The organism is Sulfurimonas sp. (genome assembly GCF_041563035.1).
GTDB lineage: Bacteria > Campylobacterota > Campylobacteria > Campylobacterales > Sulfurimonadaceae > Sulfurimonas.
Genome location: NZ_JBFFNS010000005.1, coordinates 17,379 through 37,802, shown reverse-complemented (window position 1 = coordinate 37,802; position 20,424 = coordinate 17,379). Strand labels below are relative to the sequence as shown.

The 20,424-nt window shown below is 32.9% G+C and carries 19 protein-coding genes and 1 pseudogene; 14 read left to right on the top strand and 6 right to left on the bottom strand.

Annotated features, from left to right (window positions below):
- Positions 1–70 precede the first annotated feature (70 nt).
- Positions 71–3,610 (top strand): bifunctional proline dehydrogenase/L-glutamate gamma-semialdehyde dehydrogenase, encoded by a 3,540-nt coding sequence (locus ABZC13_RS05245; protein WP_373001046.1) that lies wholly within the window; start codon positions 71–73, stop codon positions 3,608–3,610.
- Here ABZC13_RS05245 and ABZC13_RS05240 read toward each other — a convergent pair whose 3' ends face one another.
- Positions 3,611–3,808, bottom strand: coding sequence for a hypothetical protein (locus ABZC13_RS05240; protein ID WP_373001044.1), 198 nt, complete (start codon positions 3,806–3,808; stop codon positions 3,611–3,613). It abuts the gene before it with no gap.
- A 51-nt stretch (positions 3,809–3,859) separates the two neighbouring features.
- On the bottom strand, positions 3,860–5,242 hold the full coding sequence (locus ABZC13_RS05235; protein ID WP_373001042.1) for a hypothetical protein: 1,383 nt from the start codon (positions 5,240–5,242) through the stop codon (positions 3,860–3,862).
- Between the two features lie 151 nt (positions 5,243–5,393).
- Here ABZC13_RS05235 and ABZC13_RS05230 point away from each other — a divergent pair, with 151 nt between their 5' ends.
- From ABZC13_RS05230 to ABZC13_RS05215, 4 genes are all read left to right on the top strand, one after another.
- On the top strand, positions 5,394–5,735 hold the full coding sequence (locus tag ABZC13_RS05230) for a hypothetical protein (protein ID WP_373001040.1): 342 nt from the start codon (positions 5,394–5,396) through the stop codon (positions 5,733–5,735).
- A 47-nt stretch (positions 5,736–5,782) separates the two neighbouring features.
- The gene (locus ABZC13_RS05225; protein ID WP_373001038.1) at positions 5,783–6,553 is read left to right on the top strand and encodes a HupE/UreJ family protein; all 771 of its coding nucleotides are present in this window, start codon (positions 5,783–5,785) and stop codon (positions 6,551–6,553) included.
- Between the two features lie 10 nt (positions 6,554–6,563).
- Positions 6,564–6,935 carry a DUF6488 family protein gene (locus tag ABZC13_RS05220; protein WP_373001037.1) on the top strand — a complete coding sequence of 124 codons (372 nt, stop codon included), beginning with the start codon at positions 6,564–6,566 and terminating at the stop codon, positions 6,933–6,935.
- 95 nt (positions 6,936–7,030) lie between these two features.
- A complete protein-coding gene (locus ABZC13_RS05215) occupies positions 7,031–7,567 on the top strand; it encodes a YaeQ family protein (protein ID WP_373001035.1) in 537 nt (178 codons plus the stop codon).
- On the opposite strand, the gene ABZC13_RS05210 is transcribed toward ABZC13_RS05215, so the two are convergent.
- Positions 7,564–7,749 carry a hypothetical protein gene (locus tag ABZC13_RS05210; protein WP_373001033.1) on the bottom strand — a complete coding sequence of 62 codons (186 nt, stop codon included), beginning with the start codon at positions 7,747–7,749 and terminating at the stop codon, positions 7,564–7,566. The genes ABZC13_RS05215 and ABZC13_RS05210 overlap by 4 nt on opposite strands.
- Before the next feature lie 93 nt (positions 7,750–7,842).
- On the opposite strand from ABZC13_RS05210, the gene ABZC13_RS05205 reads away from it, so the two are divergent.
- The 7 genes from ABZC13_RS05205 (at position 7,843) to ABZC13_RS05175 (ending at position 14,284) form a co-directional block, all read left to right on the top strand.
- Positions 7,843–9,069 (top strand): histidine kinase dimerization/phospho-acceptor domain-containing protein, encoded by a 1,227-nt coding sequence (locus tag ABZC13_RS05205; protein ID WP_373001031.1) that lies wholly within the window; start codon positions 7,843–7,845, stop codon positions 9,067–9,069.
- Between the two features lie 281 nt (positions 9,070–9,350).
- On the top strand, positions 9,351–9,605 hold the full coding sequence (locus ABZC13_RS05200; RefSeq protein WP_373001029.1) for a prevent-host-death protein: 255 nt from the start codon (positions 9,351–9,353) through the stop codon (positions 9,603–9,605).
- Positions 9,595–9,870, top strand: coding sequence for a type II toxin-antitoxin system YafQ family toxin (locus ABZC13_RS05195; RefSeq protein ID WP_373001027.1), 276 nt, complete (start codon positions 9,595–9,597; stop codon positions 9,868–9,870). The genes ABZC13_RS05200 and ABZC13_RS05195 overlap by 11 nt, the downstream gene beginning before the upstream one ends.
- Positions 9,871–10,036: 166 nt before the next feature.
- Complete coding sequence (locus ABZC13_RS05190) at positions 10,037–11,290, top strand: type II toxin-antitoxin system HipA family toxin (protein ID WP_373001025.1); 1,254 nt, start codon at positions 10,037–10,039, stop codon at positions 11,288–11,290.
- A complete protein-coding gene (locus ABZC13_RS05185; protein ID WP_373001023.1) occupies positions 11,290–11,658 on the top strand; it encodes a hypothetical protein in 369 nt (122 codons plus the stop codon). The genes ABZC13_RS05190 and ABZC13_RS05185 overlap by 1 nt, the downstream gene beginning before the upstream one ends.
- A gap of 236 nt (positions 11,659–11,894) precedes the next feature.
- Positions 11,895–12,701, top strand: coding sequence for a phosphate/phosphite/phosphonate ABC transporter substrate-binding protein (locus ABZC13_RS05180; RefSeq protein ID WP_373001021.1), 807 nt, complete (start codon positions 11,895–11,897; stop codon positions 12,699–12,701).
- A gap of 2 nt (positions 12,702–12,703) precedes the next feature.
- Entirely contained in the window at positions 12,704–14,284 is a 1,581-nt protein-coding gene (locus ABZC13_RS05175; protein ID WP_373001019.1) for a diguanylate cyclase, read from the top strand.
- A gap of 266 nt (positions 14,285–14,550) precedes the next feature.
- On the opposite strand, the pseudogene ABZC13_RS05170 reads toward ABZC13_RS05175, so the two are convergent.
- Positions 14,551–14,694 (bottom strand): annotated as a pseudogene (locus ABZC13_RS05170) (IS256 family transposase); the annotation flags it as partial.
- 285 nt (positions 14,695–14,979) lie between these two features.
- Positions 14,980–16,062: a GGDEF domain-containing protein gene (locus ABZC13_RS05165; RefSeq protein ID WP_373001017.1), complete on the bottom strand. Its 1,083-nt coding sequence runs from the start codon at positions 16,060–16,062 to the stop codon at positions 14,980–14,982.
- 154 nt (positions 16,063–16,216) lie between these two features.
- On the opposite strand from ABZC13_RS05165, the gene ABZC13_RS05160 reads away from it, so the two are divergent.
- Positions 16,217–17,443, top strand: a complete 1,227-nt coding sequence (locus ABZC13_RS05160; protein ID WP_373001015.1) for an HD-GYP domain-containing protein — start codon at positions 16,217–16,219, stop codon at positions 17,441–17,443.
- Here the strand turns inward: ABZC13_RS05160 and ABZC13_RS05155 are convergent.
- Positions 17,435–19,288, bottom strand: coding sequence for a flagellar assembly protein A (locus ABZC13_RS05155; RefSeq protein ID WP_373001013.1), 1,854 nt, complete (start codon positions 19,286–19,288; stop codon positions 17,435–17,437). The two genes, ABZC13_RS05160 and ABZC13_RS05155, sit on opposite strands and share 9 nt — an antisense overlap.
- A gap of 198 nt (positions 19,289–19,486) precedes the next feature.
- On the opposite strand from ABZC13_RS05155, the gene ABZC13_RS05150 reads away from it, so the two are divergent.
- Complete coding sequence (locus tag ABZC13_RS05150) at positions 19,487–20,380, top strand: GGDEF domain-containing protein (protein ID WP_373001011.1); 894 nt, start codon at positions 19,487–19,489, stop codon at positions 20,378–20,380.
- The last annotated feature ends 44 nt before the right edge of the window (positions 20,381–20,424 follow it).

Genomic DNA, 20,424 nt, shown 5'->3' with positions numbered 1-20,424 from the left:
ACTAAGACTTTATAATATAAAGTAAAGTAATAATCTGATAGATTTGGGTAACTGAATTTAAAGAGTAATTATGAGCATAAGTAATAAGCAATTTTCAAATGCACAAGAGATAGCTAAAGAGTGGCAGAAGCAGATATCAAAAAGCAGAGTGAAGTCTGAAAAAAAGTTTCACAAGGTTATGTCACGCCTGCTTCAAGATCCGCTAAATAAAGTTTTTCTCATAGAACTACTCGATCAGAGCTTTCGCTCAAACAATCCACACCGCATCGCTAATCAACTTGAGTACCTCTTTGAAAAATATTCTGATACATCATTTTTCGGAGATTTTGAAAAGGTACTGGTATGGCTCTTTAGACACATTGGGGTTTACATGCCCGCTGTTTCAGTGCCGATTTTTATACGCTACTTGAGAAATGACATCAGCGATGTAGTAATCAAGGGTGAGGATGAATATCTAAATAAGCACTTAAAAAAGAGAAAAAAAGAAGGGACAAGAGTAAACATCAATATCATAGGGGAGATGGTTCTTGGTGAAAAAGAGGCTGCAAAACGTATAGAAAAATACAAGAGAGCACTTAGTAATCCTGAGATTGATTATATATCTATTAAGATATCCACTATATTTTCGCAGATAAATCCTTTAGCTCATGAGTGGAGTGTAAATAAGCTTACATCTAGCCTTGAACTAATATATGATGAAGCTATAAAAAACAGACACAAATTTGTAAACTTAGATATGGAAGAGTATAAAGATCTACATCTGAGTATTGATGTTTTTAAAGAGGTTCTATCTAAAGAAAAATATCTTTCACTGTATGCAGGTATTGCAATTCAAACTTACATGCCGGATGCATTCGAAATAGTAAAGCAACTCTCCATTTGGGCAAAGAAAAGAGTAGAGAGTGGAGGATCTCCGATTAAGATAAGAATCGTAAAAGGTGCAAATCAGGAGATGGAGCAGACAGAGGCAAGTCTGAGAGGATGGAGATGCGTGACATATGATAAGAAGGCACAAAGTGATGCAAACTATAAGTTGATTATAGATTATCTTCTGCGTACTGATATTGCTCCATATGTTCATACGGGTTTGGCATCTCACAACCTTTTTGACCAAGCTCTTGGAATGTTGCTCTCTCGTGAGCGTTCACTTGAACAATACTATAGTACAGAGATGCTTGAAGGTATGAGTGAGACAGCCTATAGAATGTTAAAAAATGAAAGTCTGAATGTAGTTCTTTATGCACCCATAGCAACGGCTAAAACTTTTACAAATGCAATAGCCTATCTTGTTCGTCGTTTTGATGAAAATACAGCAGATAGAAATTATATGCGTCATAGTTTTGGCTTGGAAGTAGATACACCTGAGTGGGAGATACTTGTTGAAAGTTATAAAAACTCCATAGAGATAATAGATTCTATAGCCCTTACTCCATATCGTACTCAAAACAGAAATAGTGAAAAGTTTATAGGTGAGTCAGAGAATGAGGTTTATGAGTTTAAAAATGAGCCTGATACCGATTTTGCACTTGAGAAAAATATCATGTGGGCTGAGAAAATCGCAAAAAAATGGAAATATGTAGGAGAAGACGGCGGTTATCATGCTAGTTCTGTTATCGGTGGAAAAACTTTAGAATATGGAGATATTGTAGAGGTTATAGATAAATCACAATATCATGAAAGTGTAGTTGTCGGAAGATATAAAAAAGCAGATGCAAATGATATGAAAAGGGCTGTTGAGGTAGCAAAAGAAGATATAGACGGCTGGAGACAGACAAGCATAAACCATAGACAAAAGATTTTAATGAGTGTGGCAAATGAGTTTAAAAAAGACAGAGCTGACCTGATCGGTATTGCTGCTGCTGAGGTTGGAAAAGTTTTTACTGAGACTGATGTGGAAATTTCTGAGGCGATAGACTTTTTAAACTTTTATCCATACAGCGTGCAAAAAATCTCTAACCTTGAGGGTGTTGAACTATCGGCTAAAGGGGTAGGGTTAGTAGTAAGTCCATGGAACTTTCCTATTGCCATACCAGCAGGAGGAGTGGCTGCAGCACTTGCGAGTGGAAACACCGTGATACTAAAACCTGCATCTGCATCTGCCCTTTGTGCACACCGTTTATGTGAGTGTTTTTGGAGAGGTGGAGTCAGTAAAAACACCCTGCAATTAGTTATAACTGATGGAGGCTTGGCAGGTGAGTATCTTGTGTCAAATCCTGATATTGATTTTGTAATATTTACAGGAGGAGAGATAACTGCTCATGAGATGCTAAGGATAAACCCTAGTCTGCATCTGAGTGCTGAAACCGGAGGCAAAAATGCGACGATAGTCACATCCCTTGCAGACAGAGATCAGGCTGTAAAAAATGTAGTGCAGTCTGCATTTAACAACTCTGGACAAAAATGTTCAGCGACATCTCTGCTTATTCTTGAAAAAGAACTATATGTAGACAGAGAGTTTAGGGCTATACTGCTAGATGCAACCAAGTCACTAGAAGTAGGTTCTGTTTGGGATTTTAAAAACAGAGTAGGAACACTAAGTTCCAAAGTAGGAGGAAATCTTGCCAAATCCTTAGAGCATCTAAGTGAAGATGAAGAGTGGTTACTTGAACCTTCGTATGTAGGTGATAATCCATATCTATTAAAGCCTTCTATTAAGTTGGGTACAAAACCTGGAAGTTTTTCTCATCTCAATGAGCTATTTGGACCAGTCCTTAGTGTGATGTCTGCAGATAATCTTTACGATGCTATAGAGATTGTAAACTCGACAGGATATGGACTAACATCGGCAATAGAGACTCTTGATGAGAGAGAACAAAAAATCTGGAAAGAGAAAATAAAAGCAGGAAATCTGTACATAAACCGTGGCACAACAGGAGCGATTGTTACTCGTCAGCCATTTGGCGGGATGGGCAAGTCGGCTATAGGAAGTGGTAAAAAAGCCGGTGGATTTAACTATGTAGCTCAGTTTATGAATATAACTCATGATATTACGCCAATCACTCAAAAAGAGACTCATCCGATTTTGCAAAAACTAGAGCAAATAATAAATGAAGAAGAGGAATATAAAAACACCTTAGAAAGTGTATATAAGACAGCACAAGGCTTTGCTTACTGGATAGAAAATGAGTTTGCAAAAGAGCATGACTATACAAATGTTCGTGGTGAGAGTAATATCATAAGGTACTTAAGCGTTCAAAATGTGCTTCTTAGATTTGAGAACAATGACTCTCTATATGAGATGGTATCATCTATATGTGCAGTTAAGATGAGTGGTGCAAAGTTGCAACTGTCTATAGCTGATGATATGCGGACAGAAGTAACTGAGTGGATAAAAAAACATATTGATGTATTGATTGAAGATAACGATATTGTAAGTTTTGAGGATCAAGAAAGGTTAGTAGAACATATTAAAACAACCAAAAGAGTTAGATTTTTAAAACCGAGTTCAGTGCAAGAAAATATATATGAGAAGATTGTTGCTGAAGCCATTCATATTGCATCTGAGCCATTTATATCACATGGAAGAATAGAGCTTATGCACTACTATATTGAGCAGAGCATATCTCATAGTTACCACCGTTATGGTAACTTGGGCGCTAGAGGATTGTAGCTAGTTACTTCTCGCTAGAGCAGCAAAATCAATATCTTGTGCCTGTTTATCTTGGGCAGCTTTTTTATCATCTTCGTAACTGCCTGTAGTAAAGATATACTCACTGCTCTTTAGTGTACATCCTTTCATCCCAGGCACACAAGGCTTCTTTACAAGTTTACACATACCCTTATAATCATGCTGACAAGTCCAACCCATGCTACGCCTCTTTAATAATCATTATGTTGAAATTATAGCAAATTTATATTTCTAGTTGATATTTCCATTGTTATCAACTTTTAAAAGATATAGGTCTTTGCTATTACTATCTTTAGATGTTGTATATCCCGTAATCACAAAACCATCTTTTACTTTTGCTATTGCATTTCCTTCATCATCGCTGTTTTCACCATAATTTTTATGCCAGAGAACATTTCCTACTTTGTCAATTTTTAGCAGATATACATTACGGTTATAACTCTGAGTATCTTTTGTGTAACCCGTGATAACGTAACCGTCTTCTGTCTCTACAATAGCGTTACCCTCTTCATGCTCTTTTGAACCATAGTGATATTGCCAAGCTCTGTTTCCATCTTTTTTTATCTTTACAACATATACGTCTTTTTGGTTTGAGTGATCACTGTCTGTAGTACCGACCATAATATACCCACCATCTTTTGTCTCTATAATCTGTTTTGTGATTTCATCGTAACGCCATCCAAAAGCACTATGCCAGATTCTGTCACCGTCTTTGTTTATCTTTACAACATAAGAGTCTTTTCCACCATGTCCATAGGTGTCAGTCTCTCCCGCAATCACATAACCATCTTCTACCGAGATGATAGAGTTGGCTTTCTCTACTTTGTTTCCACCATAACGTTTGATACCGTTTCTCTGTCCATCAGTATTTATAGCATTTAGATAGAAGTTTATCTCAGAGTCAAAAAACTTTACATGATCTTCATGACCTGCTATTAGCAAGTTATTATCATTTATCATTACCATACTATTTCCAGTGTAGTAGTCATCTTTGTCTGAGTAGTAACCTTTTTGCCATCTTAAGTTACCACTCTCAGATATTTTAGCAAGGTAGAGGCTTTGGATTCTGTTTCCAAAACTTCGAGTTGTTCCAGCCAACATGAAACCGTCTTTTACCGCTACTACTGATTTTGCAATGTCAACACCGCCACCGCCATAAGCTCCACTCCAAATCTTGTTACCGAAGTGGTCTACCTTAACAACGTAGACATCATTCTGTCCCTTACCGAAACTCTCAGTAGTTCCAACAAGTAAGATGCCATCTTCAAGCGGTAAAATAGCATTTCCGACTTCGCTGTACCTACCGCCATAGTTCGCTTCAAATGTTGGCTTTTTATTTGCTCTTAAAGCTATAGAATCTAGTGATTTTTTATCTGAGAAACCATTTATACTCACTCCATTTTGAGTGTATTTTATTTGACACCATTGAGCGTCATCACGAGTGTTAAAACAGCGTGATGTATCTATCTTACCCTTGTCTACAGATACTGTAGCTACTATATTTGACTGAGGGTCTTTGTCAGCATAAATCTGAAGAAATGTTCCTTCATTTGTCTCAATAACTGCAGAAAACAGCGTAGATGCATATAGTAATACTAATAGGGTGTACTTCATGTTAAACTCCAAAGTTAGAATAATAATATGTTATATAATACTCTAAACTTCTATAAAAATATTTAATAATTAATGTTATTAGATATTTCTTTTGTGATATGTTTAAATTTGACAAATTTAACTGTTGAATTTTCTATGTTATGCTTTTGCTATGAAAAACTATGTGATGATTTTTTTGTTGGCTTTACATCTTATAGGTAGTAGTGTTTATGCAAAATTAGCAGTGCAACAAAACCATGACTATGCTGATAGTGCAAAATGCTCCGTTCATAAGCACATAGATACGCATGTTCATGAACATTTTCACAATGGCAGCACTCATAACCATAATCATAGTCACTCACAAACAGTCATAAACCATGCAGACTTTTATACTCTTTCTCAAAATAGAGACTTCTTCGCACAGCTCTCTTTAGAAGAATCATTTTATGAAGTAAATTCTTGGATTCCAAACCCCATTTTAGAGAAACTTTTTCGCCCTCCTATAACATAAGCTTCTAACCTCATTTTTATACATTATTACAATTATTAAGGAACTAAATGAAAGTATTTTTTCTAGTCACTTCATTAATATTAATGAGTACGGCTATGTATGGACACGGTATATCAGAAGCGGATATGCAGGCGATGATTGATGGTGGAAACCTTCGTTATATTTGGCTCGGTACCACACATATGTTGACGGGTTATGACCACTTGCTATTTCTGTTTGGAGTTGTGTTTTTCCTAACAACGACAAAAGACATTATAAAGTTTGTGACTATATTTACTATAGGACACAGTATTACTCTGATCTTTGCAACGTTTATGAGTATAAATGCAAACTACTATTTGATAGATGCAGTTATAGCCATTAGTGTTATTTACAAGGCATTTGACAATAACAAAGGTTTTCAAAGCTATCTTGGGGTAAAGTCTCCTAACTTATTGCTTATGGTTTTGATTTTTGGATTGATTCACGGTTTTGGATTATCTACAAGATTACAACAGTTGCCACTGGGTGAACAAAACTGGGATATGCTACTTAGGATTATATCGTTCAACGTAGGTGTTGAACTTGGGCAGATTGTTGCCTTGATCTTTATGTTGATTATTCTTACGCAGTGGAGAAAAAGAGAGTCTTTTTTAAGACTAAGCAGAGTTGCCAACCATGCACTGATGTTCGCAGGTTTCATGCTATTTCTTATGCAGATGCATGGTTATTTGCACACAACAAACGAAGAGGAATTTGGATTTAACAAGGATGCTCACCATCACATACACATGGATATGGAAGCTAAAGAAAAAGAGTATGTATACGACTCACTATAAAAGGATATAAATGAAAACATTAATTAAAACAACACTTATCGCAGCACTTGTTGCATCTACATCACTATATGCTGGTTCTGGACACTCACATGCTGGTCATGATCATTCTCACGGGCACTCACATGAGCAAAAAGCAGTTAGTGAAGACAATATAAAAGAGATAGCAAAACAAAAAGTTAATAGTCTGGTAAAACAAAAGAAGATAGCTAAGAGTTGGGCGAGTAGTCCTGTAGAAAGAATAGAAGTATCTAAACTTAACTACAAAAAAGATTTGGTAGTAAGTTTTAAAAATGCTAAGATAAAAGATAAAAGCAGACAGACACTATATGTATTTGTAAGCAAAAGCGGCATGATAAAAGGTGCCAATTACACAGGTAAATAACTAATAAGTCAGTCTGTAGTCCTTACAGGCTGATTTGGCTTCATAAGAAGCTACACTTCGCTATACTCACACAACTAAAACTTCCAAGGAATAATATGGCTGCAAATGCAACTATCCACAAAGCCTTACTAAATATCGCAAATATGGACTCTCACTACTACGCTGAACATAACTTTACACTTGCAAAACATCCTTCGGAAAATGACTACAGATTGATGGTTCGTCTCATAGCTTTTGTTCTGAATGCAAATGATGACTTAGTATTTTGTAAAGGAATCTCACAAGATGATGAGCCTGACTTATGGCAAAAAGAACTTGATGGGGATATAAAACTTTGGATAGACCTTGGTCAGCCTGATGAAAAACGTATCAAAAAAGCGTGTGGGCGCTCACAAAAAGTTATCATCTATACTTACCAGGATGGAAGTGCATCTGCATGGTGGAAACAGACAGAAAAAGTTCTTAAACGTTTTAAAAATCTATCTGTTATAAATCTAAACATAGATGGTAATATAGAAGAACTTGCTAAAAGAGCGATGACTTTGCAGTGTAATATAAGCGATGGCGAGCTAACACTTCTTGATGATGAGATGAGTGTGGCCATTACTGAGGATAGATGGAAGGAAATCTAGTCTCCACCGCCAGCATCTAAGCTATCTGAACTTTCATAAAAATCATCAGTCATAAAAGAACTTCCACTGCTGTCACCATATGAGTTATAGTTGTTTTTTTCTTTTCTTTTATGGCTCTTACTCAGAAAAAATATTAGCAATACAAAAACCATAAGCATAGCTGTAAATATATAAATATCCATAAACAACCTTTTCACTATATAATCAATAATTATAGCTTGTTAATTTTACTATAAGAAGTTATTGCTATATTTATATTATGAAAAGGAGATGCAATGCAGTATCCAAAGTTTGTAAATAACAGTAAATTTTATCATATGGATAGTTCGAAAAGTGATTTAGAACAACTTATAGCGATAGCTGAAAATCTAAAAGCTGTGCATCTCCTCACCGCAAAACATTACGATAGTTTTGAGAAACTCATAGCTGACTACCTAAAGAGCGGAATCGAGATATTTCAGATGCAAACAGGGATAGTGAGTCATATCTCTGAAGATAAAAAATATACGATCAAAGATGTTGTTACTGATCTTGAGGTTATACACCCAGGTGATGAGTATGAACTTGAAGGTACTTACTGTCGTGAAGTCTATCAAACAGGTGAAACCATTGGTTTTCCGCGTGTGGCAGATATAAAAGAGTTAAAAGATCACCCTGTTTATGTAAACTTAAAATTAGAAGCTTATCTCTCCGCGCCCATCTTTGTAAATGATGAACTATATGGAACTTTGAATTTTACATCTTTGATACCTAGAGAATATGGATTTTCTGAACATGAAAATGATCTTATCTCTATGATGGCGGTATCTATAGGAAACTTTATATTATTACAGGAAAATGAAGAGAAGCTAAAGAAAAAGAACTTACGTATCAATGAGCTTATAGGTTATGTGGCTCATGATTTACGTAATCCTCTAGGCAGTATAAACGGACTGTCAAAACTGGCACTTTCAAGAGAATTAAGTACAGAAAAATCAAGATCTTTTTTTCAAAGTATTGAAGAAGCAAGTAGTAAAAGTTTAGAGTTGGTTAATACGGTCTTAAATCAAGTAGCCTTAGGCTCAGGAAAAATAACTATCCAAAAGAGTAGCTTTAATCTATTAGATTTTGTAAACAATATATTAGATTCTTTCTCTCTTCTTATACAAGAGAAAAAATTAAACGTCATTGTAGATATAGACAAAGATCTAATAGTGTATTCGGATAAAGCAAGAATTTCACAGGTGTTTGACAACCTACTAATAAACGCTTTTAAGTATTCTGCGTCTGAGAGTGATATAGAAGTTAATTGCAATAAAAAAGAGAGTCGTATAAGTTGTTATATAGCCAATGTTAAAGGCAATAATGATGTTGATACAATGGATGTAAATATTTATAAGTCTATAGGTTTTGGACTAAATATTGTCGAAGATATACTGCAACTGCATGACACAGAACTAATAATAGAACAAGATGAGCAAAAGTATAGTGCCTATTTTGATCTAGAAGCTATAATTAAATAATGATATAGTTTATAAGAGACCGTTCAAAGTTTTGTATCAGTTACGTTAATTTTATTTGTTCCAAATATTACAGTTTGTGAGACTTCACGCAATTAGGTTTTAACCGAATTAGTAAGTGTTTATGTAAGTGCGGTTATTCCACATTCATAGTAAATCCTTTGTGTTGAACTTACTATTTATGGCATATATCAATAAGAATTGTAAAGAATAAACTAAATATTCAACACTGTAAATAATATATGCTATAATACTGTTAACAATACTATTTAAAGGATTATTTTATGACTATTATGGCAAATGACCTTAAAACAAGAGGTGTGACACTTCTAGACGAAGCACTTCAGCAAGATGATGAAGCGATTATTAGTGTACGTGGTAAATCTAAATATGTCGTAATGGATTTAGCACACTATAATTATCTTAGGGAATGTGAGCTTGAAGCTGCATTAATAGAGACACATAAAGAGATACAAGAGGGAAGAGCAAAAATATTGACAGCCGATGAGCACATCAAGGCACTACACGATGACTTATAAGTTAATCTTTACAGAGCAATATGAAAAGCGTATACGAAAATTTATAAAGAAGCGTCCTGAACTGCTTTCTCAGTATGAAAAGACAATTAGACTTCTCGAAGCGAATCCTCACCACCCATCCTTAAGGTTACACAAACTTTCTGGAAAACTTTCAGATTTTCATTCGGTCTCGATTAATATCAGCTACCGTATCACGCTTGAACTCATTATCACAGAAAAAGAGATAATTCCTATAGAAATAGGTTCACACGATGAAGTGTATTAAAGTAATTGTCATTTCTTAACTAAAAATTTACCTTTGCGCCAACAAAAAGCCCAACTCTAATTTTTAAGGTTTGAATAACAAATATGCTGAATAATTCATATATATTTGTAATTAAGTCCACTATCGTGCTATAATTACAAATATATATGAATTAAAGGCTTAAGATTTGAAAACAAAAGTATCAATATTCCTCTTTGATGAACATATAGCAGATATGTATCAAGATGCTGATAGAGTTTATCTTAAAACACTTAGTAATAATACACATAAAGCGAGCCCACTCAATATTAGCTCAGGGTTATATGAGAGAGAAACAACTCACCTTACATTTCTCGATCGTGTTGCAGGTTTTATTAGCGATTCTCTTCCAGGTAGCTTTGGTAATGAGATATTAGATAACTTCTTTAATGATACTAGAGGAAGATATCCAACAGTAAGTGATAAATTACTTTTCATAGGCAATAAAGGTCTTGGAGCTATCACTTTTCAACCTTCAATAGAAGAAGATTCCTCTCTTGATGATACGATTGAACTAAGAGACATGTTTGAAGAAGCCAAACGTCTGAAAAAAGGTGGGGAATATCATGCTATCCATAACTTTTTTTTAGTAAGTGCACACTCTTTTGTTGGTGGTGCAAGAAGTAAAGCGGTAGGAGCTATAAATTTAAAGAACAATATGGTGTTCTTGGGAGATAGAACAAAACCATTGGATAAGGATTATATCCATGCGATAATCAAATACGATGATACTGCAGAAGGTGACGAAAATAAGTCTACATATTCTAAAGTTGAATATATTTACTATCTCTTAGCTAAAGAGTGTGGAATCAACATGAGCTTTTGTACACTTGTCGAATCAAAAGGGAAACATCACTTCATCACTAAACGTTTTGATATAGAAAATAGTGGAAAAAAATATCATGTTCATTCATTAGCAGGATTACTAGAGGTAGATTACAATATTCCAAGAGAGCTTGGTTATGAGGACTTGTTAAGAACTGCTGTAAAACTTGAAGCACTTGATAGCCTTGATCAACTAATGTTACAGATGTTATTCAATTATATGTTTGTAAATCAAGATGACCACACAAGGAACTTCTCTTTCATGTGTGACAAAGATTTTAAATGGAAGGCAACTCCGGCTTACGACCTGACATTTGCAAAAGGGAAGAAGCAGACAGTTGAACATCAATTATCCCTTTATGCAAAACCTTTGTCTCTAATTGATGTTGAAGATGTAGTAAAACTAGCAGATGAGTTTAGTATAGAACTTGAGTTTATAGTTAATGCTATTGAGAAGATGAAAAAGCTACGAGAGTATAAGCTACCTCAACTCTTAAAAGAATATGATGTTGATAACAAAAAAGCAAAACAGATTATCGAGGAAACTTCTAAAAGAGACTTTGAAGGAGCTATATAATGAGTGATTTACTAGATAAGTTCAAAAAAGCACAAGGAAAAATTAAAAACAAAAAAAAAGAAAAACTAAACCCTAATAGCAGCTTTTCGACTCTAACAGATGATGAGATAGCTCTAGTTCTAGCACTAAGAGCAAAAAGAACAAGGCTTTATCTAGATAAAAAACAAAAGGATATCAGTTCAAAGGCTAACTTAAGTTCTTCTTCAACATACCCTAACTTTGAGCAAAAAGGAACAATATCCCTATTGAACTTCATCAAGGTAATAAGAGCTTTTGGAAAATTGCACGAGTTGGAGCAGTTATTAAAGCCTAGTGTCCAAGATAAAATTGACACTATTGGGGAAAAAGAGAAACAAAGAATAAGATAGTTTTTTTGTTGTAAACTTCATTATGATTGAGACCGTTCAGAGTTTTGTGTCAGTAACCGATAGTCATAAAATTATATCATAGTTCAACAATTTAGTTTGAAACTTAGAGAAAGTTCCAAAACCTACTGTTTTAGTAACTGTCTATTTTATAGGGGACATTCAATGTATTTAATAACGAAGTAAAAAATCATCTTAATTGTGTTAGACTAACTTATTATCATTTTAAGGTTATGTATATGAAAAAAGCTTTATTTTACCTAGTTATTAGTTGTTTCATTTCAATAAATTTACACGCAATTATATTGGGTGTAGTTCCACAACAAAGCCCATTAAAGCTTATGAAAGTTTGGGCTCCTATTGCCAAGTATCTTAAAAAAGAGACTGGTGAAGATGTTATATTAAAGGTTGAATCATCAATCCCTAAGTTTGAAAAAGTATTATATTCTGGTGGATATGATATAGCTTATATGAATCCATACCATTATGTAGTCGCGCATAAAAGAAAAGGTTATATAGCAGAAGTAAGAGCACGTAAAAATATTGTTGGTATATTGGTTACAAATAAGAATAGTAGTATCCATACTCCACAAGACTGTAAAAACAAGATTTTTCTATTTCCAGCTCCAAATGCTTTTGCAGCAACTTTATTGACAAAATATGAACTGTTAAATTTTTTTAATATAGATATTAATAAAAATGAAAAAAAACTTTATGTTAACTCACATGATTCTGTTTACAAAGGTGTTGCTAGAGGTATTGGAGATGTTGGTGGTGGGATTGAGAGAACATTTAAAAACTTAAATGATAAAGAAACTATAAATTCTTTGGTAATTTTATATAAAACACAAGCTTATCCTAGTCATCCATTTGCTTTTAATCCATCGCTAAAAAATGATACAAAAAAAAAGTTTATTAAAGCTATTGTTAATATGCCAAAAGATTTATTAAAACAGTTAAGTATAAAAGAGATGATTAAAACCGATGATTCTCAATACAATATCATAAGGGATATTGCTACGAAACTTAACATAGAGAATAATTAAAGATGTTTTTATCATTTAAATATAAGTTTATTTTATCTTTTGTTTTGCTTAATATAATTTTTATATCTATTGTCGTATTTTATAATTTTTCATCAACAGAAAAATTATCTAACTCTTTAGTTGATGAAAACATTGAGACAGCTAGCAAACTTTTTACTGAGTTAATTGTGACTCCTATTATTATTAATGATCTTGCTACAGTAGATAATGCTGTAGATACCTTTATGAAAATCAAGAATGTTATTGCGGTTAAAATAATTAATAATCAAAAGATTGTTTTATCTCATCGAAATGATGAAAATCTTATTCTTAAAGATATTTTTGATCAAAAAGATAAAACACTATACGTGAATAAAAGAACATTTAAATTAAAATCATTAGATATTAAAATTGATGATAGTATTATTGCAAAAGCAAAAGTGGTTTTTGAAATTACTGATAGTTTACTTATTCAAGAAAGTAACAAAAATATTACTTTTATGATGATGATATTAGAAATAATAGTTATTATTTTAGTTGCCTATTTTATTGGACATAGATTAATTAAGAGACTTAGTATTTTAACACATTCAGCCGAAGAGATCGCAAAAAACAATCAAGTCACTATACCAAATATAGATAATTATAAAGATGAAGTGTCAGTGTTATCAAACTCACTACAACTGATGCAGGATAAAATCAATAAACGAAATTATGAATTGAAAAAATATATTCATATTGTAAATGAAAACATTATTATCTCAAGAACTGATTTAAATGGAATTATTACTGATGTTAGTGAAGCATTATGTAAAATATCTGGATTTTCTAAAGAAGAGTTTATTGGGAAAACACATGTAATCATTAAACATTCAGACACACCAATGGAAGTACATAAAAATCTATGGCTAACTATTTGCGCAGGCAATATCTGGCATTCAGACGTGAAAAATAAAACAAAAAATGGTGGTTTTTTCTGGGCAGATTCTACAATTTATCCTGATTATGATTATTATGGAAACATTGTTGGATATTATGCTATTCGTCATGATATTACTAATAAAAAAGAGATAGAAAAATTGTCTATAACTGATGAATTGACTAAACTATATAATAGACGATATTTTGATAATATCTTTAATAGAGAGATTAATAGAGCAAAAAGAGAGAGAGAAATATTTTGTTTACTATCTTTAGATGTAGATTATTTTAAAAAATATAATGATACTTATGGACATCAAGAGGGTGATAATGTTCTAATCGCTATAGGTGAAGTTTTGAAATCACATATGAAAAGAGCGGGTGATATCGCATTTAGAATAGGTGGTGAAGAGTTTAGTGCAATTTTTGTAGAAAAAAATGAAAAAAATGTCCATGCTTTTACTGAAAATATACGAAAGGATATAGAAAACCAAAATATTCTACATATAGAAAATTCAGCTTCAGATTTTGTAAGTGCATCATTTGGTGTTGTTTATGTTGATTTTAGTAAAAAAAACAATAGTGAAACGGATAAAAATATACTTTATAAAGAAGCGGATAAATTGTTGTATAAGGCTAAAGAAACAGGACGAAATAATGTTGTAATTAAAGCATATAATTAGAAAAATAGTTCATATTTGTAAGCAATTCTAAACCAAACTAATCTAATATGTAAGGATAAACAAATTTATTTACTGTGCCAAAAAATAAAGAATTATAAAGAAATTGAAAGATTTTAACAGAGCTGCAAAGTCCTTATCTACAGTCTTTTGTAGTTTTTATTATGAGTTTTCTTGTTCCACAAAGTGTTCAAAAAGTAGATTTCGCTGATTCTAATAAACCCTTAGGATTTTTTGAACAACAAAATTCTACTTATTAAATTACAAATTTAAAGACTTATTGCTAACTGTGAAATTGTTAAAGACCAATTCCAAATGGGCATAGTCCATTTTTTAGATGAATTTTGAATACCCATATATAAAAGTTTGAGCAGACTGGTCTTATTTGGAAAAGCTCCCTTGATTTTTAGAAGCTACATATCTAATTGGATTTTGTATCTGAGGTTCAAAAGAGCCAACACTGGTTTTCATAGTCTTGGTAGATTTACCATTTTTGTGATTTCTTATTTCAGCTTCAAGAGATGCTTTATGTGCGGGGCAAGAACTCCATCGTTGCCATCAATTCTGGCACCTTGTTTAACGAGTTCAAGTGCCTCGTCTAGATTAAACTGTTGAGTCATAGGTCATTCCTTTAGAATTTAATATTCTATCGGTCTGACACAAAATTTCTAACACTCCCGTTTATAACTAATAGTTTATTAATATAAAAAGTTGGTGCTGTTTCGTCCACTGTTCTTTGAGATGTATAAAGCTTGATCGGTTCTTTGCAGGATAGAGTTTATATCATCACTCTCTTTGTTTAGTGTGAGACCGATACTTACTGTCTTTTTACCTACAGTTTTAAAGTTATGCTCTTCTACTTTTTTACGTATATGCTCAGCCAGAGTTATCAAGCCATCTTTGTCTACTTCTAAAGAGATGATTATAAACTCTTCTCCTCCCCATCTTATTACTGTGTCAGATGAACGAGTATATCGTTTTATGATTTTTGTAAATTCCAGTAGAACATCATCTCCTACTAAATGACCATAGCTATCATTGACATCTTTAAAAAAGTCAATATCAAGTATCATAAGTCCAAATGTTCGTTTGTATCTTTTAAACTTTTCTAACTCATCTTTAACTACTTTATCGAACATTACACGGTTATAAAGTCCAGTTAGCCTGTCAGTAATAGCAATCTTTTCAAGTTCTTCTTTTTTTAAGAAGATTGTTTTTTGTGATGATTCTAAAAGGTATCCACTTAAAATACCAAAAGAAAGAGCAGCAATCATCCAAAAACTATGTAATACAAAGGCTTCTGTATTCATAGGATAGATAAGATAAGCGCTAATAGTTGCACTTATATATATGAGTAATCCGCTAAGAAGTGCATGAATAAACTTTAAGCCAGAGACAGTAAAAACCCAAAATATGATGAGGTACAACTCAGTCTGATAAGTCGTATATCCTTCAAATTCAGAGACTATGAGCATATTGCCAGTAGCCGCTACAATAGGTGCTATTATGAGTAAAAAAGTCATTAACAAGTAACGTATTTTAAAATATGCCAGTAGAGCTATAACAATGAGTATAGATGGAACCAAGTAAACATGAACTAGTGTTGCCAATGGTAAAATATCAGCAGGAATAAAAGACTTGGTTACATATGCAAAGATTAAATACAAAGATGCGGTTAAGATGCTAATAGCAGATATTTGTTTTAATCTTGATGGCCTTCTCCACTCATTGAAACGTTCTTGCGTCTGTGAGTCCTTAAAGGCAAATGAATTTGTAGACATTTATTACTTCTCTTTACTTCTTTAATTATAAATATTTTAAATTATACAGCATTATGTATTCCATAGTTATATATCGTTTGTAACAAAGAATGTTATAAGAAATATTTATGATTACTTGTGATAAAATTATCACATTAGTTTACAAGGACCATATATGAAGTTTAATTTGAACTCTTTTTTACTTGCAACATCAACGGCATTAGATCATGCGGAAGAAGAGATTATGCACATAACAACACACCATAGCAAGCGTTGTGCATATATCTCTTTAAGGATTGGACTTGAGTTAAACTTGAGTAAAGAAGAGTGCTTCGACCTGTGTTCCCTTGCTCTGATGCATGATAATGGAATCACTCAAGCTTTCTATGATCAAAACTGTCTAGAAGCAGGAGAAAAAAAGAATCTTGAAATACTGGAAAAACTGGTCGATCACTGTAAAATAGGTGAACAAAATGTTAGAAAGTTCCCATTTTTAACATCTCCAAAAAATATAATATTGCATCATCATGAGTATCTAGACGGTAGTGGACTCTATGGTTTAGAAGGTGACAAAATCCCTATTATGTCTCAAATAATTTGTTTTGCAGATGATATTGATATGAAATTTAATCTACTTGATTCTAGTATTAGTGCATTAAATGGGATTAAGACATTCGCTAAAGATAACAAAGAAACTCTTTACTATGAAGAGATAGTAGATGCGTTTTTAAGACTTAGTAGTAAGATATCTTTTTGGCGTGATTTAAATGATGAAAATATTTTAAGTTCTGTTGAAAAATACCTTCCTGTTATTGACTCGACTATAGAACTAAAAGATTTGCTGAGCATCTCATCTGTTTTCTCAAATATAATAGACGCTAAATCTAAATTTACAGCACTGCATTCAAATGAACTAACATCAAAAGCTGCAAAAGTTACAGAGTATTTTGGATGGGATGAGCAAAAGAGTGTATTTTTTCAAGTAGCTGCAAATCTTCACGATATAGGCAAGCTTAGTACACCAAGAATCATACTGGAAAAAAATGGTCCCTTAACAAAAGGTGAGTTTGAAAGGGTAAAAGAGCATGCCTATTTAACACATATGATTTTAAAAGCTATTGAAGGTTTTGAGCAGATACATGATTGGGCTTCTGCTCATCATGAGCGAAATGACGGAAGTGGATATCCATTCGGTCTGAAAGCTAAAGAACTTAGTTTTGAGTCAAAAATACTTGCAGCTTTAGATATGTATCAGGCTCTTGTAGAGACAAGACCATATAGAAAAGCACTTCCTCATGATGAAGCTATAGAGATACTTTATGATCAAGTCCCAAAGAACTTGTTTGAAGAAGAGATTGTCGATCTGATAGCTGCTATATTTGAAGAAGAAGCTTTAGTTTAGGTTTATAATCTTTAAAACACCATCTTCATCTTCTTGAAGTTGGAAGATTTTTTTGCTCATAGTGTCATTTGTATTTAGTTCAATTTCTCTCTCAGGATTATTGAGTTTATACGCGATATGGTTGTAGCCTCTAAGTGGTTCGCTAAGAATGATTTTTGCATCAAAAATATTTGGACCACTCTTAACAAGTTTATCTTTTAGTTTATTGTATTGTTCTTTTTTATATTCAACATTTTCTTTTTGTTTTTTATAATGAACTTTTAAAACTTTACACTGTTTAAATTTTTGAATAATTGCAGGAGATATTTCTGTACCTTGATTTTTACTTTGTATAATCGCGGCTTTTATCTTTTCACACGGCTTAAGTGAGTTTTTGACTTTTATAGTAATCTCTTTAAATGCTTTGATGAGAGTCTTGAGTTCATCTTCTGTTTTTTTGAAATACGCTTTATCATCATTTCTGTTGGCATTAAAACCACTATCTACAGAAGGATCAAGTATAAACTTGTTCTCTTCGCCTCTAACTTTCTCTATTTGAATATATCCCGAAGCTTCCATGATGACATGTGAGCCTAGCATCTCGATCTCAATAGTTTTGGCTTTGATTTTACCCCGCATAGCATTTTTAACAACTGCTATATCTGCAATTATTTCACCGCCCTCGAGTGTCTCTACTTCAACTTTTCTGGCAACTACCTTACCCTTGTGAAGTCCTATCTTCGCATTAACACACTTTATGGAAGAGTCACCATGAGTTTGCCCATCTATTGCTATATCACGTGCTTCTATATTAGTATTTGGACCAACACTCCCTTTGATGGTAAGTTTTTGCACCTTTACGTGCATACCTTCTTCAATGGCATCTTCTAAAGGATCGTCTTTAACTACATTTATAGAGATCTCGGAATCTAAGTCAGAGTTGATAGTACCTGTAGTCTTAAAAGATATTTCATCAACATCGATGCTGTTTGATACATCGTATTGATTTCCTCTTTTAACAAGATATCCACTTTTTGTAGAGAGGTATTTTATGTTTTCAAAACTATCGTGAACTTCGATGCCGTCTTCTACTGTAAATGTCGGTTTTGCATCTATATTTATGATTTCAACTTCGAGAATTTTGCCTCTACAGTTTCTACCATGTTCTCCCTGTTGAGGTTTTATAAACTCAAAGAGCTGTTCACCGGCTACACAACTTAGCAAAAAACCTCTGTTTGCATAGTCAACTTTACCTTCACTGTCTTCAGCACCTATGTCATTGTTCTCTTCAATATTCATATAAACATCAGAATTAATAGACTCAATAGCGTCTATACCCTCTGCAACAAGTATTTTTTTATCTTCTTTAAATGTTATTGTTTTTATTTGCTCTATTACATCAACAAGACCTTTGATGCTAGCTTGATAATCAGTGTCAAACAGGTAGAGCATGATGTTTGATCTTAGTTTTTGTTCTATAATATAGTCTAGAAAATCTTCATAAAGATCTTCATAATAGTTTAGTTTTGAACCTTTTTTTATTACAAAATAAGCTAAAGTGTCATTCTCATCAAACTCTATTGCACTTATCATTTTTTCAAAAGGATAGCCCTTATAGTATGGTTTTACTGCAATGTCATACTGTTGCTCAAAATCGATGCTGTTATCTCTTAGGGAGTCTTCCTCTGCATATCTGTCTATTTCGTGAATAGGTATCTCTACGAGGTTTTTATTTGCATCTTTGTAGAATGTTTCAACACCGTTTATTTCTATGTAAAGTCTTGAAATAGGTATGGAATTTTGAGCTGCAATACGTAGCAATTCTCTTGCAACATTATTTGTGACTACATCTACGGTTTTTGTCATATATTAACTCTTTCATTTAAAAAAATTATTACTTAAAACATCAAATTACATTTTATTATACAGATAGTATCGACAAAAAGCAAGATTCATAAAATAAATCTGAATTATTAGTGTGACAAACGCAAGACACTTTCAAGTATAGTTTATAAATTTTAGATAGTATATAATTATAATAAATAATATTTTAAAAGGCATATGATGACTAGTGATGATAGGATAGATATCCACAAAGACTTATCTGGGAGCTTAAGATCTAATCTAGATGTGCATTTGAAAAAAATAATCGCACTCTTTAAGTTGATTGTCTGTAACCATAAAATCGATGATTTAGAGAAGAAACTTTACCTCCACTCATATGCAAACTGTGAAATCACACATATGCTGAATGCAATTTTAAACTCAAGAGTAAAAAATATAGATGATAAGAAAGAGAAGATTTTAGAGTTTGAAGAACTTCATGAGCGTTTGCATAAACTACAAGAAAAAGTTCTAATAGAGTATAAAAATAACGGAATCATAGATGAGAATACTTATGAAGACTTTGCCGTGGTTGAATTTCAATTTGTACAGAAGCTGACGGGTTTAGTCATAGAGAGTGAAAACTATGAGAAAAACTTTGATGGACTTACAAACATATTTAACAGAAAATATTTTTTTGAAAAAGTCGAATATGACTTTTCAAAATCAAGACGTACAAGAACAGACTTTACTGTGGTTATGGCAGATATTGATTACTTTAAACAGATAAATGACAAGTATGGTCATCAAGTCGGTGATGAAGTCTTAATTGAGATAAGTAAAATTTTCGTAGAGCATATTAGGGCTTACGATATAGTTGCAAGATATGGAGGAGAAGAGTTTGTTTTCTTCATATACTCAGATGCAAGAGAGACGGTCACAATATTTAAAAGAATCGAAAAACTGCTTCAAGAAGAAATGTTAGAAGTTGATCATCATAAAATAGATCTGAAATGCTCTTTTGGTATAGCACAAGATAGAGATAACCTCTCTATCTATGAGCTAGTTTCTTTAGCTGACAAAGCACTTTATGAAGCTAAAAAACAGGGTAGAAATCAGATAGTAGTTGTCTAAATCAGCTATTTTTACATATAATAAGCATTTATTTTAAATATTGG

What these genes read in the sequence shown, in the direction of transcription:
- ABZC13_RS05180 (WP_373001021.1), top strand. Translation starts at nt 11,895, where the DNA reads ATGAAAAAAGCTTTATTTTACCTAGTTATTAGTTGTTTCATTTCAATA.
- ABZC13_RS05200 (WP_373001029.1), top strand. Translation starts at nt 9,351, where the DNA reads ATGACTATTATGGCAAATGACCTTAAAACAAGAGGTGTGACACTTCTA.
- ABZC13_RS05160 (WP_373001015.1), top strand. Translation starts at nt 16,217, where the DNA reads ATGAAGTTTAATTTGAACTCTTTTTTACTTGCAACATCAACGGCATTA.
- ABZC13_RS05215 (WP_373001035.1), top strand. Translation starts at nt 7,031, where the DNA reads ATGGCTGCAAATGCAACTATCCACAAAGCCTTACTAAATATCGCAAAT.
- ABZC13_RS05165 (WP_373001017.1), bottom strand. Translation starts at nt 16,062, where the DNA reads ATGTCTACAAATTCATTTGCCTTTAAGGACTCACAGACGCAAGAACGT.
- ABZC13_RS05195 (WP_373001027.1), top strand. Translation starts at nt 9,595, where the DNA reads ATGACTTATAAGTTAATCTTTACAGAGCAATATGAAAAGCGTATACGA.
- ABZC13_RS05150 (WP_373001011.1), top strand. Translation starts at nt 19,487, where the DNA reads ATGACTAGTGATGATAGGATAGATATCCACAAAGACTTATCTGGGAGC.
- ABZC13_RS05155 (WP_373001013.1), bottom strand. Translation starts at nt 19,288, where the DNA reads ATGACAAAAACCGTAGATGTAGTCACAAATAATGTTGCAAGAGAATTG.
- ABZC13_RS05235 (WP_373001042.1), bottom strand. Translation starts at nt 5,242, where the DNA reads ATGAAGTACACCCTATTAGTATTACTATATGCATCTACGCTGTTTTCT.
- ABZC13_RS05205 (WP_373001031.1), top strand. Translation starts at nt 7,843, where the DNA reads ATGCAGTATCCAAAGTTTGTAAATAACAGTAAATTTTATCATATGGAT.
- ABZC13_RS05220 (WP_373001037.1), top strand. Translation starts at nt 6,564, where the DNA reads ATGAAAACATTAATTAAAACAACACTTATCGCAGCACTTGTTGCATCT.
- ABZC13_RS05240 (WP_373001044.1), bottom strand. Translation starts at nt 3,808, where the DNA reads ATGGGTTGGACTTGTCAGCATGATTATAAGGGTATGTGTAAACTTGTA.
- ABZC13_RS05230 (WP_373001040.1), top strand. Translation starts at nt 5,394, where the DNA reads ATGAAAAACTATGTGATGATTTTTTTGTTGGCTTTACATCTTATAGGT.
- ABZC13_RS05225 (WP_373001038.1), top strand. Translation starts at nt 5,783, where the DNA reads ATGAAAGTATTTTTTCTAGTCACTTCATTAATATTAATGAGTACGGCT.
- ABZC13_RS05210 (WP_373001033.1), bottom strand. Translation starts at nt 7,749, where the DNA reads ATGGATATTTATATATTTACAGCTATGCTTATGGTTTTTGTATTGCTA.
- ABZC13_RS05185 (WP_373001023.1), top strand. Translation starts at nt 11,290, where the DNA reads ATGAGTGATTTACTAGATAAGTTCAAAAAAGCACAAGGAAAAATTAAA.
- ABZC13_RS05245 (WP_373001046.1), top strand. Translation starts at nt 71, where the DNA reads ATGAGCATAAGTAATAAGCAATTTTCAAATGCACAAGAGATAGCTAAA.
- ABZC13_RS05175 (WP_373001019.1), top strand. Translation starts at nt 12,704, where the DNA reads ATGTTTTTATCATTTAAATATAAGTTTATTTTATCTTTTGTTTTGCTT.